Below are 15,001 nucleotides of genomic sequence, written 5' to 3'. Positions count from 1 at the left end.
CAGCATTTCTTTTATTTGTTGATAATTAGTCCCGTCAGTTGTTTATCCAATTGCTCGCCACGGAGGTTTTTTGCAATAATTTTACCGTCCGGCGCAATCAGGTAATTGGTAGGTACACCCCGAACACCATACTGGCGCGCTACCGCGTTATCCCAGTATTTAAGATCGGATACATGCACAAAGTCCTGCAAACCGTCTTTTTCAATGGCGCCCAGCCAGGCAGCCTTCTTCCCCGGCTGATCCAGCGATACGCTCAGCACCACGAAGTTTTTATCATGGAACTTCTTATAGGCAGCCACTACATTAGGATTTTCTGCACGGCAGGGTCCACACCAGGAAGCCCAGAAGTCCAGTAACACATATTTACCCTTGAAGTCGGATAACTTCACGGGCTTGTCGTTGATATCATTCTGGGTGAAGTCCGGCGCAGGCGCTCCGATGCCTAATGCCTTTTCAGTTTCCATCGATTGGTAAAACTCCTGGCCGGCGGGGCTTTTCTTCAGCGCAGCCGTGAGACCATTGTACATCGGCGTTAACTCCTTCAGGTTCATATTATTCATCACCGCCAGCTCTTTCAGCGCTACAATGCTGAAAAAGGAATTAGGATTTTCGCTGATAAACCTGCGCTGTAAAGCTTTCTTTTCAGCAATGGCAGCATGGAAGCGGGTATTCAGGTTATTGGTGAAAGCGGTATCATTTCTTTGCGCTTCGGTAGCCGCTCCAAAATCCTTGTTGATACCTGCCATAGCAGTATCATAGGCTGAAATAAACAATTTGTAACGGTCGTGTTCTTTATTTACCGGGGAACCGGTGATCACCGCATCGCTGATATTATCGCTGCCGGCAATGGTAAAAGTGGTATTATCCAGGTAAAGCAGGCGGCGGTCCATGTCCGGCCCGTGGTTACCGGTGCCTTTATGATCCACCATCAGCATCGCCAGGTAGGGCGATTTCAGCGTGCCTTTAAATTCAAACATGCCATTTTTGATAACAGCCGAGTCGAGGAAGGTTTCCCCGTTCACGCGCCGGTCGAGATAAGCTTTGGCGCCGGGTTCCACCTGCCCCACTTTACCTTTCAGTGTGTATGCCTGCTGTGCAAAGGTCATGGCCGGCAATGCCAGTGCTCCTATTAACATCCCTATTTTCATAAATTAACTTTAGATAGTTGGTATATGAAGACATAAAGCAGGAAAGCACCGGAATCTTAGCGTTATTCCTGTTTTTTTTATTCCACACAGTGGCGCCTGCGCGGCTTTAACAGTAGTTAACATTGTCATAATAAACTAATTAGCCTTACCACCGTCTAATACCCCGTAGCCAGCTACCGGATAATTATCGCCGTTTTTTGAACAATACAATTGAACGGATAGTTACTCATAGTACCTGATTGCTGTCTGTATTATTTAAATGAACTGTAAAATGCTATGAGTAGATCTACCATTGCGCTCCTGCTGTTGCTGTTATGTGCCTGTAAAAACAAGAAACAAGGGAACACACAAACCGCTGTAAAGCCTTACCCTGTGATTGTACTGCAACCTAAAAACGCTACTATCAATGCCGACTATCCCGCTACCATACAGGGTATCCAGAATATTGAGATCCGGCCAAAGATAGATGGATATGTGGATGCCATCTACATCGACGAAGGTGCTACTGTTAAAAAGGGACAGCTGTTGTTCCGTATCAGCGCCCCGCAATACGAGCAGAATGTAAACACTGCCCAGGCCAATATCAAAATAGCGGTGGCAGATGTAAATGCCGCACAGATGCAGCTTAACAAGGTAAAGCCCCTGGTGGAAAAGGATATCATCAGCGCCTATGAACTGGAAGCTGCGGCGTATAACCTGCAGTCCAAGCAGGCAGCGCTGGCACAGGCCCAGGCGGCGTTTAACAACGCCAAAACCAATTTAAGCTACACCACTATTTACAGTCCGGCCGACGGCGTGGTAGGCATCCTGCCTTATAAAATAGGCAGCCTGGTGAGCAGCACCACCGCCAACCCGCTGACCACCGTTTCCAATATTACCCAGATCTACGCCTATTTTTCGATTAACGAAAGACAGGGACTGGATTTCTTCCTCGCCTCAAAAGGCGCCACCATGCAGGAAAAGCTGGCTACCCTGCCACCGGTAACATTGGTGCTGGCCAATGGCATTGTGCTGCCCCGCAAAGGGCGCGTGGAAACTGCCAGCGGTTTAATCAACCCCTCCACCGGTGCGCTCAATATGAGGGCCACCTTTTCCAATCCGGATGGGTTGGTACGCAGCGGCAGCAGCGCCATTGTAAGGATCCCCCAGCTGATAGATACCGCACTGCTGGTACCGCAAAAGGCCACCTTCCAGATCCAGGGTAAACTGTTCGTGTATGTACTGGATGCAGATAACAAAGTAAAATCAGTAGACATAGGCTCCAATGCCAGCGCTGCCGGTCAGTCGTTTGTAGTGCAGCATGGCGTGAAAGCAGGCGATAAAATAGTGGTAGACGGGATCAGTAACCTCCGGGAAGACCTGGTGATCAAGCCACGCCTGGTAAACGCAGACAGTGTTTACAACAGTCTCTGATCCATTTAAAACAATATCATGTTAAAAAGATTTATAGAGCGGCCGGTATTATCAACAGTAGTGTCTATCATTATTGTCACACTGGGCATACTGGGGTTGGTGTCACTGCCTATCTCCCAGTATCCTGACATTGCCCCGCCCACCATACAGGTGCAAACGTCCTACAGCGGCGCCAATGCGGACGTGGTGCTGAAAAGCGTGGTAGTACCGCTGGAACAACAGATCAATGGCGTGGAGAACATGGACTATATTACCTCTACAGCAGGTAACGATGGCTCAGCGAATATTACCGTTAGCTTTAAAATTGGCAGCGATCCCAATATGGCCGCAGTGAACGTGCAGAATGCCGTGGCCCGTGCCACACCGCTGCTGCCGCAGGAAGTAACCCGCTCCGGCGTTACTGTGCAAAAGAAACAGACCAGTAACCTGCTCATCTTTTCTGTTTACAGTACCAATCCATCTTTCGATCAAACCTTCCTGCAAAATTATACTGATATTAATATCACCCCGGTGATCAAACGTATCCCCGGTGTGGGCGATGCCTCCGCCTCCGGTAACATGGATTACTCCATGCGGATCTGGCTCAATACGCAGGCGATGGCTTCCTACGGGCTGATACCCGCTGATATCACTGCCGCGCTGGCTGAACAGAATATACAGGCCGCTCCCGGCCAGTTTGGGGAAAGCGGCGGACAATCGTTCCAGTATGTGATCAGGTATCCGGGCACGCTCATAGATACCACCCAGTTTGGCAACATTGTATTGCGCTCCAACCTGCGCAGCCGTTTGCTACGGATGAGGGATGTGGCCCGCATTGAGCTGGGCGCCCTCAGCTATTTCAACAGTACCCGTACCAACGGCTATCCCGCTGTTTCCGTAAGCGTAGCACAGGTGGCCGGCTCCAATGCCCGCGATGTGATCCGCGAAACCTTGAAGGTAATGGAAGAAGCTTCCAAAACATTTCCCAAAGGTGTGAAATATGTGGTGCTGCAAAATGTGGACGACTTCCTCACCGCCTCTATCGATAAAGTATTGCATACGCTGGTGGAAGCATTTATACTGGTGTTTGTGGTGGTGTTTATTTTCCTGCAGGACTTCCGCTCAACGCTGATACCGGCGATATCGGTTCCGGTAGCCATTATAGGAACTTTTTTCTTTCTCAAGCTGTTTGGATTCACTATTAACCTGCTTACTTTATTTGCCCTTATCCTGGCCATAGGTATAGTGGTGGATGATGCCATCGTAATTGTAGAGGCTGTGCATGCCCGCCTGGATACCGGCTATAAATCCGCCCGCAAAGCGAGTATTGATGCACTGGATGAAATATCCGGCGCAATTGTGTCCATTACACTGGTCATGTCAGCCGTATTTATCCCGGTTAGTTTTATCGGCGGATCTTCCGGCATTTTCTACAAACAATTCGGGCTCACACTGGCCATTGCCATTGTGCTTTCAGCGATTAACGCACTTACGCTCAGTCCTGCGCTCTGTGCTATTTTCCTGAAACCTCACGGGAAGGAACATACGAAAATGAACTTCCTTCAGCGTTTCTATCATGCGTTCAATGTGGCTTTTGAACGGTTAACAAAACGTTATACCAATACCTTGCGCTTCTTCAGCAAACGGAAATGGATACCGGTGATGGTGTTGCTTAGCTTCTGTGCGGGGCTGGTAATCCTTGCCAGGATGACGCCTACGGCTTTTGTGCCGGAAGAAGATCTGGGTACGATTAACTGTAACATCAGTTTGCCACCGGATGCCTCGCTGGAGCGCACCGATATTGTGACGCGCAAAATCGAAAAGATCGCAGCCACGATACCGGAAATCAATAACGTGCTGGCGGTTACAGGACGCGGGCAATTGTCCGGTACCGGCAGTAACTATGCAATGGTAGTGATGCGGCTCACTCCCTGGGATCAGCGCAAGCGGAATATCCAGCAAATTATTAAGGAACTGAATAAGAAAACGGCGGACATGACCGAAGCGGAGATTAAGTTTTTTGCGCCCGGTACCATCCAGGGTTTTGGCGCATCCAACGGGTTTGCTTTTCAGTTGCAGGATAAAACCGGCGGCGACATTGCGCACTTTTATAAAGTAAGCAAAGACTTCCTCTCTGTATTAACCCAACGGCCGGAAATACAGTTTGCCACCACTTCTTTCAATCCTAATTTCCCGCAATATTTAATGAACGTAAATGTGCCGAAAATAAAAGATGCGGGGCTGAATGTAACAGATATCACCAACGCCATGCAGGGATATTTTGGCGGTATTTATGCTTCCAACTTCAACCAGTTTGGTCAGCAGTACCGCGTAATGGTGCAGGCTTCGCCGGAATTCAGGCTCACGGAAGAAAGCCTGAACGCTGTGTTTGTACGTACCGGCGAGGGGGTAATGGTGCCGATCACGGAGTTTGTGAGTCTCTCGCAAACCTACGGTCCGCAAGCTATTACACGGTTTAACCTGTTCAACTCCATCAGTGTTAATGGAACACCCAATGCCGGGTTCAGCTCCGGCCAATCTATTGCCGCTATCAGGGAGTCGGCAGCGGAAACGTTGCCAACGGGCTTTGGGTTTGAGTTTTCGGGCCTGAGCAGGGAAGAGTTGGCAGGGAGCAGTCAAACTATTTTCATTTTCCTGCTCTGTCTCATTTTCGTATACCTGTTGCTCAGTGCGCAGTATGAAAGTTACCTCTTGCCTTTTGCGATCCTGCTGGCGATACCGGTGGGCATTTTCGGGGCCTTCCTGTTTGCGCAGCTATTTGGTGTGAGCAACAACATTTATGTACAGATCACGCTGATCATGCTGATAGGATTGCTCGCAAAAAATGCGATCCTGATTGTAGAATATGCAGCAGAAAGGCGGCGCAGCGGGATGAGTATTGCGGAAGCGGCGGTGAGCGGCGCGCAGGCCAGGCTGCGGCCCATCCTGATGACATCCTTCGCCTTTATCCTTGGCCTTATCCCGTTGATGCTGGCCACCGGCGCGGGCGCCAATGGAAACCGGTCTATCGGAACAGGCGCTGTGGGCGGGATGCTGGTGGGAACAGTCTTCGGTATATTTATTACGCCTACGCTGTTTATCATCTTCCAGGCTTTACAGGAAAAAATAAAACGTGCACCGGAGGAAGATGATGAGGAAGAAACGCAGCCGCCGGTAACAGCACCGGCATCTTAAAAAAATCCTGCCGCAGGCAGATCTCAAAACAGGTCATATGAATGGTCGTAACAGTATATATATTTTTCTTTTTGTAGTCCTGGCAGGATTCGTTACTGCCTGTGGCATCACGAAGCCATACCAATCGCCGGGCATTACAGACAATAACCTGTACCGGGATATTCATACAACGGATACCAACAGTCTCGCTACCGTTCACTGGAAAGAAATTTTCACGGACTCGCTGTTGCAGCAGCTTATTGACACGGGTATTCAGCACAACCTCGACCTCCAGGTGGCATGGTCGCGCATGCGGCAGGCAGAAGCCAGTTACTCGCAAAGCAGGCAGGCATTGTATCCTGCCGTTAATGGTGATGTGAGCGCCGGTTATGCAGGCGCCTCTAATCAACAGCGTACAGGCAGAACCGTTATACCGCAGCAATATAATGCCGGGCTCGCAGCCACCTGGGAAGCTGATATCTGGGGTAAGCTGCGGAGCAGCAGGCGCGCGGGTTTAGCGGCATTCCTGCAGGCATCCGCCAATGCAAGGGCCGTGCAAACCGGGTTGATTGCCAGTATTGCCACCAACTACTACAACCTTACCGCACTGGATCAGCAACTGAAAATAACGCAACAAACCGTTGTGAACTGGCAGGCGACCGTGGAGGTGATGAAGGAACTGAAAAAAGGCGATGTGGTTACCGGGGCAGCCGTGGTGCAAAGTGAAGCCAGCAGGTATGCCGCAGAAGTAACGATCCCCGATTTAAAGCAGTCGATCCGCGAAACAGAGAACCAGCTGAACCTCTTGCTGGGCCGGCCTCCCGGCCCCATCAGCCGCAGCGGCATGGACGACCAGCGACCAGTCATGCTGCTGAAAACCGGTGTACCTGCACAGCTGCTGGCCAACCGGCCGGATGTGCAGGCAGCGGAATATAACCTGCGTTACTATTATGAATTGACCAATGTAGCGCGTACTTATTTTTACCCGGCGCTCACCATCTCCGCTTCTGGTGGGTATACCAGTTATTTGTCTCTCACCGGTCCCGGCTCGTGGATCAGCAACCTGACGGCGGGTTTAACACAACCTATTTTTAACCAGGGCATAAATAAAACCCGGCTGAAGGTGGCGAAAGAGCAGCAGCAACAGGCGGCGCTGGAATTCCGTACGGCCGTATTAACGGCCGGGCAGGAAGTATCGAATGCATTATATTCTTACCAGACTGCCATGGAAAAAGGAAACTCCCGGCGGCTGCAATTACAGAACCTGCAATTGTCTGTTGACTATACACAGGAGCTGGTGCGTTATGGATTTGCCAACTACACGGAAGTATTGAATGCACAACAGAGCCTTTTAGCAGCGCAACTGAACAGGATCAACGATCACCTGCAGCAGTTACAGGCAGTGGTATTCTTATACCGCGCGCTCGGCGGCGGATGGCAATAGTTCCTGCCGGAATGCCAGCGCAGGCAGTGCGGCAGCGCTGTTCAGCACTTCATCTACCAGCCCGAAATCACGGGCTTCTTCTGCGGCCATGAAATGATCATTGCGAAAGGCATGATCCACTTCTTGCACGGAGCGACCGGATTGCATGGCGATGATCTGGAAAAGTTTTTGCTGCAACCTGCCCTGTTCATTAAAAGCAATACGCACATCTTCCGTATATCCTTTGGCGCCGCCGCTTGCCGGATGCATGTGGATGGTAGCATTGGGCAAGGCATACCGTTGACCGGTAGCGCCGGCCGTAAGAATGATGGTGCCCATGCTGCCGGTGAAACCCATTGCCATGGTGGATACCGGCGATTTCAGCATTTTCATGGTATCATAAATAGCCATGCCTGCGTAAACAACGCCGCCCGGACTATTGATGTACATATTTATGGGGCGGTGATTTTCACTGTCGAGGTACAGTAACTGCGCCACTATCAGGTTAGCCACCTGGTCGTCGATGGCAGTGCCGAGAAAAATAATCCTTTCTTTCAGCAACAGGCTGTATATATCAAACGCACCGCGGCTGTCGCCGTCGATTACGGTAGGAACCAGGAATGCCATATTATTTAAAAATAGAAGTGATAGAATTGTTGAAGGCCGTATCCTGCATGAGACGCAGGAAGAGCTGATCCAGCTCGTTCCGTTTTTCTTCGCGTGCAAGCCAGCGCACAAGCTGCATTGTTTTCCGCTGGTACTTCACCTTTTCGCGTAATGCCGGCGCCACCAGCATCCTGGCCTGGAATACCTGCCGGGAGGAAACAGGCATTTCCCGCAGCAGGTATTGTTCAATTTCCCGTGCTTCAGCTAACTGTTTCCGCATAATCTGATTGTTTAATTTGTTTCCTTATTTTTTCCAGGCATTTGTATTTCTGTACGCTGGCAGAATGTTCCGTTTTAAAATTAAAGCCTGCTGTTATTTCGGGTATGGAAAGATGGTCGTAATAAAATGCGTGCAGCAGCTGCAAACATTTTTTCCCGGCGGCTTTTACATATTCCAGTACCGGTTTCGCCACGGGTGGCGGCGCATAATAATCTGCTGGTACGCCAATATCACCCTCTATGTCATCGAGTGGAATATGCGGACCGGATTGTTTCAGTTTCCGCACAGCGAGAATCCTGGCGATCCCTGTAATGTATGCTTCCGCAGGTACCCCGGCAGGTAGTTTGTTTTGCTGTTGTTTTTCAAGATAGATAATAACAGCATCCTGGAAGATATCTTTGGCCATTTCCAGGTGGCCGCCCATCCGGTATATCATGCCTGCTACCCGTGGCAGTGTATTCCGGTATATTTCTTCCAGCCATTGATCTTCATGAGTACGCATATGAGCCTGGTTTTATATACTAGTGTCAGAAACCACTGATATATCACCTAAAATTTAAGAATTTTTTTTTACCTTTGCTTAACCATGTGATCAATACTCTACATACAATAGCAGGCTGATACCTGTATACATGCCGTTCTGGCGTGTTTCATTTCCCATTTATATATTTTTTACCGTCATACAGTGATGCTCCTGCATACGCTGATTTATTCAACTAAATTTTACTGCCATGAAAATGCGTACTGTCATTTCCCGACCCGCTAACCCGACGCCTGCCGTCGCCATTGTTCATTTCAAAACGATTTTACATGCTTATCAGCGCACAACAACTCAGTTACCAGCTTCCATCGGGGCAGTATTTATTCCAGGATGTCAGTTTCACGCTTCATAAAGGCTACCGGGCAGCGATAGCGGGTCCTAACGGCGCGGGCAAATCTACTTTGCTGAAGATCATTGCCGGCCAGGAAACCGCGTCTTCCGGTACCGTCCGCACTGCCGCGCCCTGTTATTATGTACCGCAGCATTTCGGGCACTTTAACACGCTTACCGTGGCGCAGGCCGCCGGCACCGCGCAAAAGGTCCAGGCCCTTGAATTAATCCTGCAGGGCGACACCAGTCCGCACCTTTACGATATACTCGGGGACGACTGGGACATTGCCGCGCGCAGTGAAACTGCCTTTGAAAAATGGGGCCTTCGTGCATTGCAACCGGATCAGCCCTTGTCCACCCTCAGCGGCGGCGAAAAAACAAGGCTGTTCCTGGCCGGCATCGATATCTTTGAGCCATCCATTGTGTTGCTGGACGAGCCCACCAATCACCTCGATTACCACGCACGGGAACAGCTATACGAATGGATGGCCGCTACCTCGTGCACGTTGCTGATGGTGAGCCACGACCGGCAGCTGCTACGCCTCTGCGAACCCATCTGGGAGCTGCAATCCAATGGCATAAAGACTTATGGCGGCAACTACGATTTCTATGCCGCGCAAAAAACACTGGAAGCGGATGCCTTACAACAGCGGGTGGCTCACCAGGAGAAAACACTGAAAGAAGCCAAAAAGCAACGCCAGGAGGCCATAGAGCGCAAGCAGCATGCCGATGCACAGGCACGGAAACATACCAAAAGTGCAGGGTTGCCTAAAATATTATTGAATGCGAGGAAAAATAATGCGGAAGTATCTACCTCAAAATTAAAACAGGTACATACTGAAAAAGTAGAAGAACTGCGTGCAGGCTGGCAGGAACTTTCTGCCATGACACAGCTCCAGCGCATGATGAAGGGCTATTTTGAGCAATCTACCCTCCATACAGGGAAAGTGCTGGTGCAGGCAAACGATATAAACTTCGGATGGCCTGCTGCACAACCGGAACCCGCGGCGCCGGATCCCCCGCCATCAAATGAACCGGCAAAATCATCATCTCCGGAAAATATGCTCTGGAAAACACCGCTCACCTTTACAATCCGCAGCGGCCAGCGGCTGGCCATTACAGGGCCCAACGGCAGCGGCAAGTCCACCTTGCTGCAACTGATACTGGGCAGGCTGTCGCCGTCAACAGGCGAGCTGTATACCGCCGATACGCGCAGTTTGCTGCTGGACCAGGACTATACGCTCATAGACCGGAGTAAAACGGTATTACAGCAGGCATTGTCTTACAACAGCAACCTGCTGGAAGTATCGATGGTAAAAACGGTGCTGGTGAATTTCCTTTTTGGCCCGGATACCTGGGATAAGTCGTGCGCAGTGCTGAGCGGCGGTGAAATGCTGCGACTGGCCCTCTGCAGCATGACCTTACAGGACAAAGCGCCTGACATGATCCTGCTCGATGAACCCACCAACAACCTGGATCTGCAAAACATTAAGATACTGACGCAGATCTTCGGGGAGTATAAAGGTACGTTGCTGGTCATTTCCCATGATCCCGACTTTATTGCGGAAGTGGGTGTGGATGATGTACTGGCGTTAAACACCTAATGTTATCTTTTCCCGGAAAGGCTTCGTGAAAGCCTTTCCGGGATACTTGTTATAGTTCGGGAATGCCATCCAGGCTGTACGCACTGAAGGCAACGATGCCGGTCACTTTAACAGGCAGGAAACTGCCCGTAGCGGTGAGATACCGATACGTATCGCCTGTTCTGCAAAGCAACGGGAATCTGTACAGCACTTCCGTGGAGCCATAGCGGGGAACTTCTTGCAGCGCTATATCATCAAAAAGCTGTTTGCTTACCGGTTGTCCGGCTTCATTCAACACGGTAAATTTACCGCCTGTTTGCGCCAGGAATCCCCGTCCGTTCTTTTCCACGAGCAGGCGATCGTATATGGGCGGCACTATTACTTTGCCGGTGCTATTGGTATAACCATAAAGCGGATATCCTCCGTTAGCCGTTTCCTTTTCCAGCAGCTGCGACTTTTTTTCCGGGACAATGGGCACTTTAGGTGCGGGCATCTTTACGCCGTTATGATTAAAGAAAAGTTCTTTGTAGCTGCCTTCCGGGGTGCTTTGGGATGCCAGGAATAAACTGCTGTCTGCCGATGATACGCTGATGCTGTTATATACTGCGGGGATCAGCATCTTTTTCTTCCTGATATCATACACACCTGTGCCGGTTTCTTTCTTTACCGCCACCAGCCCGGGTACCAGGTCATCCAGTTTTTTATACGCCACGGGCAACACCTGCTCCCCTGCTGCATCATACAAGCCATACATCTCCTGGTAACTTACTTCCAGTAATTCTATGCCGGGGGCAGTAACTGTGGTCCTGTCGATATCAAAGAAGGCAGGTTCCACTACTTTCCTGTTAACCGGGTTATAAAAACCATAGAGTGCTTTTTGCTTCAGCTTAACGAGAGGGGCGGAAAAACGTTTATCCATGAAGGTTATTTCGGTATAATCTTTTGCCAGTAACTTCTTACCGGTGGTATCTGTCAGGTTATAGTTGCCATCCACCCGGATAATAAAATAGTCACCGGATCCTGTAATATCACCTTCGTATGCAGGGGCAATCATTACCTTCCCATCTTCCCGCAGGATGCCTGTTTTACCATTTTTTGTGATCTGGAGATAGGGTCCTCTTTCTGTTTCGCCATAAGCATCGGTGATATCGTCATAAATAAAATCGGCTATGGTAACGCCGTCTTCGTTAATCAGTCCGTACTTCCCGTTCTTTTGCGCTTTCAGCAAACTGTTACCTGTTATCGTCATATCTGTATACTCCGGTGCGGTATATTCTTTTTTTGTTTTCAGGTTGATGGTTACTTCGTGCCCCTGTTTTTTGAAACATTGTACCCAGTTGTCGCTGCGCATAAAAGCGTGTGCATGTTCGTATTCAAAGGGCATGAGGACGTTGTTATTAAAATCGATGATGCCCCATTTACTATTCTTCTGCGCAAACAGGTAATCTCCTTTCCTGCCGCATCCGCCGCAGTAGTCGAATGATTCATACATGGCCGGTATCAGCAACCGGTTTTCTGCGGTGCTGTAGATTCCCCATTTACCGCCGGTTTTCACATCAAAGTGTGTATCGTCCAATATGCCAGCGTCTTCAAACTGCAGCGGCAGCAACAGCTTCCCGTCGGTATCTGCATAAGTCATTTTACCTTGCTGACGCAATACCAGGTAAGTTTTCCATTTCAGTTCGATGGTATCATATACTGGCGGCAGCAGCCACTTTCCATTACCGGCAACAATGCCTGTTTTGCCGGCGCTGCTTACCAGGAGCATGGTTTCCTGTGCTTCAGGCAGTGCTTCTTCATCTGCAACGGGGTGATACAGGGCAACGATCTGGTCAAATGCTTTTTTGCCGGTGGAATCTATATACCAGCTTTTGCCGGATTCTTCCATACGGGCAAACCCATTATGAAACGCGGATCCCTGCTGTGCGAATAAGCTATGAGCCGCCAGCAAAAAAATACCTGCCAGTAAAAAACGTATATTCCTGCCTGTTATACCCTTAATCATCATATCCTTTTTTCTTCAGTGATTTATAGGGAAATGCTTTCCCTTGCGCATCGAGATAAAAATACCATTTGCCTTCCTGTACCAGTATTGGAAAGATATTTTTGTCATATCCCTGGTTGACGTCCATATTATCATAGATAGCGGGAATGATCATTTTACCGGAGGCATCTGCGATACCGTACTTGCCGGTGCGCGTTACCTGGAACAGGCGCTCATCTTTCCGGTAGCTGATATCATCAAATTCTACCGGTAAAATTATCTTACCCAGGCTATCTGCTACGCCATATTTGTTATTGCGTGACACCTTGAAAAAAGGCGCGTCGTAGATATCGTCGATTTCCTCATACGCCACCGGGAGCAATGTTTTACCTTCCTTTGTGATCAGTCCTTTGCGGTCTCCTTTTTTTACCACGAGCAGGTTGTTCATTGCATAAATATCGTCGGCTGTAACCGGGTAAATAATTTCTTTCCTGCGGTTGATGATGCCGTATAAGGTATGTTGCGGGGTGCTGTCGATTCCTGCCAGCGCCAGGTCGTTCCAGAAATCTCCCACAAAGCTGTAGCCATCAAAAACCACTTCTTTTCCGTTGGGATCTAAAAATACATTGTTGCGGGCGTTGCTCCATAATTTCAACAGGCCGTTATTGAATCTTGCATTGCTTCCCTTTTCGCTTTCCGGCATCAGCAGCCGCGACACCTGGTTTTCTTTAAACTCCCAGCGCTGGCTGGTATAGAGCGTATTGCCTGCGAGATCGGTGAGCAGGCTGGTGCTGGAGCCATCGTCGTTGTATTGCATTTCTACAATCCTGTTGGTGTCCACCGCAGTAAAAAATCCATACCGTTTTCCGCCACGGAGAATCTTTCCCGTTACATCTGCCAGGGAAGTGGTATCGCCTTTGCGGAGCAGCAGCATCCGGCTGTTTTGCCACTGCAGCCATTCGTACTGGGCGGGGATAATTTCTTTCCCGGTCGTAATATTAACCAATCCTATCTTCTCTCCTTTTACAATGGGCAGGTAATCTTTTTTGCTCTCCCCTGCGTTATCATCAACATATGAAAATCCGCTGCCGAAGCCATTTACCAAACCATCATAGGCTACTGGCAGGATTATTTTCCCATCCATTCCAAGGACGCCAGTTTTACCATTTTTCTCCGCAGCCAGGAAGGTAGTGTCTTGCCAGGAGAACGGCGTTATACGGCTGTATGTAAGGGGCAGAAGGCTTTTCCCGTTTGCATCAAACAGGCCGGTGCCAGTGGCATCGCTTACCAGGAAAACTACCGGCACGGGCGACACCCGGTCTTTTGCCTGCCCGGGCGCCGATATTACGCCACCGTCAAACACTTCCTGTCCTGCTGCATTAATCGCTTTAATGTCGCTGTACCGCGGCGGAATGATCTCTTTGCCTTCGGTATTTACCACCCCGTATTTATCGCCTATGCTCACTTTCATGACATTGCCCGTCAAACCGGTTCCCGTGTATTGAAACGGGAGCAGTGTTTTACCGCCCGCGTCTACGAGGCCGGTTTTACCGTTTTTTTCTACGGCAAACAGCGTGGTAGCCGGTCCGGGCTTGCATTTATCATAGACAGCAGGAATAATCACCTTTCCGTTCTGATCCATGATGCCTGTTTTACCGTTGGCAGTAAAACCAAAATAAGTGCTGTTGCCGCCGAGGTAATCAAACGATTCGTATCCTGCCGGAACGATGATGGTGCCGTCTTCCGCTGCCAGTCCGACTTTACCTGCTTTGGTAATTTCTATAGCGTTTTTTAGTGCATAGCTTTTACCTGCTTCTTCGTATATGGGTTCCTGTAATACCTTACCGGTTTTAATATCTATCCATCCCCAGCGTCCATCCTTCTTCATTTTCAGTACATGGGGTGTGAGCGCGCTTACCTCGGCGTATATAGGCGGGCAGATGATATTGCCGAGTGTATCTGCGGCGCCATATTTTCCATTGAGCCGGGTAATTACAAAGCAATAATTTTTTGTGGAGTCGTTGTTGTCCTGCTCATCGGCCAGGGTGACCTCATCATATTTGAAAGGGGCAATGATCTTACCGGCATTGTTGATAGCGCCATAGGCGTTGTGCTTCACGGCTACTACGGTATTGTAGTAACCCGTGTTTTCCGTTTTATCTACCAATACTGCACCGGAAACATGCAGCCATTGTTTTTGCTGGTTAATCAACACGGGGGCAAACTGTCCTTCGAATCTTCCGAGGTAGCCCGCTACCACGGGCTCTTGTGCATGCAGGGATATGCTGTTTAAAAGGAGTCCTGCCAGTAAGTATCTCTTTATCATCTGTCTTGCTACATTATGAAATAGTATTCTTCTCATGGAAGATATGCAAAGATGCGGATCTTTCAGAAAACGCAAATAAATATCTCTTGTTAAAAAGATACCGGCTACTTTTCCGGGAAGCGATCCATCCTTTTCCGTTCAACGAAAAGGTGCAGGGTTTTTATAATTTTTTTATTACGTTTGTCGATTCCCAATTGGGGTGTGAACCTAAGAA

The 15,001-nt window shown here is 49.3% G+C and carries 10 protein-coding genes; 4 read left to right on the top strand and 6 right to left on the bottom strand.

The window, feature by feature from the left end; translation table 11 throughout:
- Positions 1-11: 11 nt before the first annotated feature.
- Positions 12-1,148 (bottom strand): redoxin domain-containing protein, encoded by a 1,137-nt coding sequence (locus QFZ48_RS25985; RefSeq protein ID WP_429064490.1) that lies wholly within the window; start codon positions 1,146-1,148, stop codon positions 12-14.
- Between the two features lie 276 nt (positions 1,149-1,424).
- Here QFZ48_RS25985 and QFZ48_RS25980 point away from each other — a divergent pair, with 276 nt between their 5' ends.
- Genes QFZ48_RS25980 through QFZ48_RS25970 form a run of 3 tightly spaced genes read left to right on the top strand, consistent with a single transcriptional unit; the run spans position 1,425 to position 7,158 of the window.
- On the top strand, positions 1,425-2,561 hold the full coding sequence (locus QFZ48_RS25980; protein ID WP_429048264.1) for an efflux RND transporter periplasmic adaptor subunit: 1,137 nt from the start codon (positions 1,425-1,427) through the stop codon (positions 2,559-2,561).
- An 18-nt stretch (positions 2,562-2,579) separates the two neighbouring features.
- A complete protein-coding gene (locus tag QFZ48_RS25975; RefSeq protein ID WP_429064488.1) occupies positions 2,580-5,735 on the top strand; it encodes an efflux RND transporter permease subunit in 3,156 nt (1,051 codons plus the stop codon).
- Positions 5,736-5,772: 37 nt separating this feature from the next.
- Complete coding sequence (locus QFZ48_RS25970; protein WP_429064486.1) at positions 5,773-7,158, top strand: TolC family protein; 1,386 nt, start codon at positions 5,773-5,775, stop codon at positions 7,156-7,158.
- Here the strand turns inward: QFZ48_RS25970 and QFZ48_RS25965 are convergent.
- The 3 genes from QFZ48_RS25965 to QFZ48_RS25955 are packed head-to-tail and all read right to left on the bottom strand — an operon-like array spanning position 7,126 to position 8,525.
- Complete coding sequence (locus tag QFZ48_RS25965; RefSeq protein ID WP_429064484.1) at positions 7,126-7,764, bottom strand: ClpP family protease; 639 nt, start codon at positions 7,762-7,764, stop codon at positions 7,126-7,128. The two genes, QFZ48_RS25970 and QFZ48_RS25965, sit on opposite strands and share 33 nt — an antisense overlap.
- Position 7,765: 1 nt before the next feature.
- Entirely contained in the window at positions 7,766-8,023 is a 258-nt protein-coding gene (locus QFZ48_RS25960; protein ID WP_429064482.1) for a hypothetical protein, read from the bottom strand.
- On the bottom strand, positions 8,004-8,525 hold the full coding sequence (locus QFZ48_RS25955) for an RNA polymerase sigma factor (RefSeq protein WP_429064481.1): 522 nt from the start codon (positions 8,523-8,525) through the stop codon (positions 8,004-8,006). The genes QFZ48_RS25960 and QFZ48_RS25955 overlap by 20 nt, the downstream gene beginning before the upstream one ends.
- 308 nt (positions 8,526-8,833) lie before the next feature.
- Between QFZ48_RS25955 and QFZ48_RS25950 the strand changes: the two genes are divergently transcribed.
- Positions 8,834-10,498 carry an ABC-F family ATP-binding cassette domain-containing protein gene (locus QFZ48_RS25950; protein WP_429048275.1) on the top strand — a complete coding sequence of 555 codons (1,665 nt, stop codon included), beginning with the start codon at positions 8,834-8,836 and terminating at the stop codon, positions 10,496-10,498.
- Between the two features lie 49 nt (positions 10,499-10,547).
- On the opposite strand, the gene QFZ48_RS25945 is transcribed toward QFZ48_RS25950, so the two are convergent.
- Both QFZ48_RS25945 and QFZ48_RS25940 read right to left on the bottom strand, forming a co-directional pair.
- Positions 10,548-12,482, bottom strand: coding sequence for a WG repeat-containing protein (locus tag QFZ48_RS25945; RefSeq protein WP_429064479.1), 1,935 nt, complete (start codon positions 12,480-12,482; stop codon positions 10,548-10,550).
- On the bottom strand, positions 12,475-14,787 hold the full coding sequence (locus QFZ48_RS25940) for a WG repeat-containing protein (RefSeq protein WP_429064477.1): 2,313 nt from the start codon (positions 14,785-14,787) through the stop codon (positions 12,475-12,477). Before QFZ48_RS25940 ends, QFZ48_RS25945 begins: the two co-directional genes overlap by 8 nt.
- Positions 14,788-15,001 lie beyond the last annotated feature (214 nt).

This window comes from Chitinophaga sp. W2I13 (genome assembly GCF_050434005.1).
Taxonomy (GTDB): Bacteria; Bacteroidota; Bacteroidia; order Chitinophagales; family Chitinophagaceae; genus Chitinophaga.
This window is presented reverse-complemented; position numbering and strand designations above follow the sequence as displayed.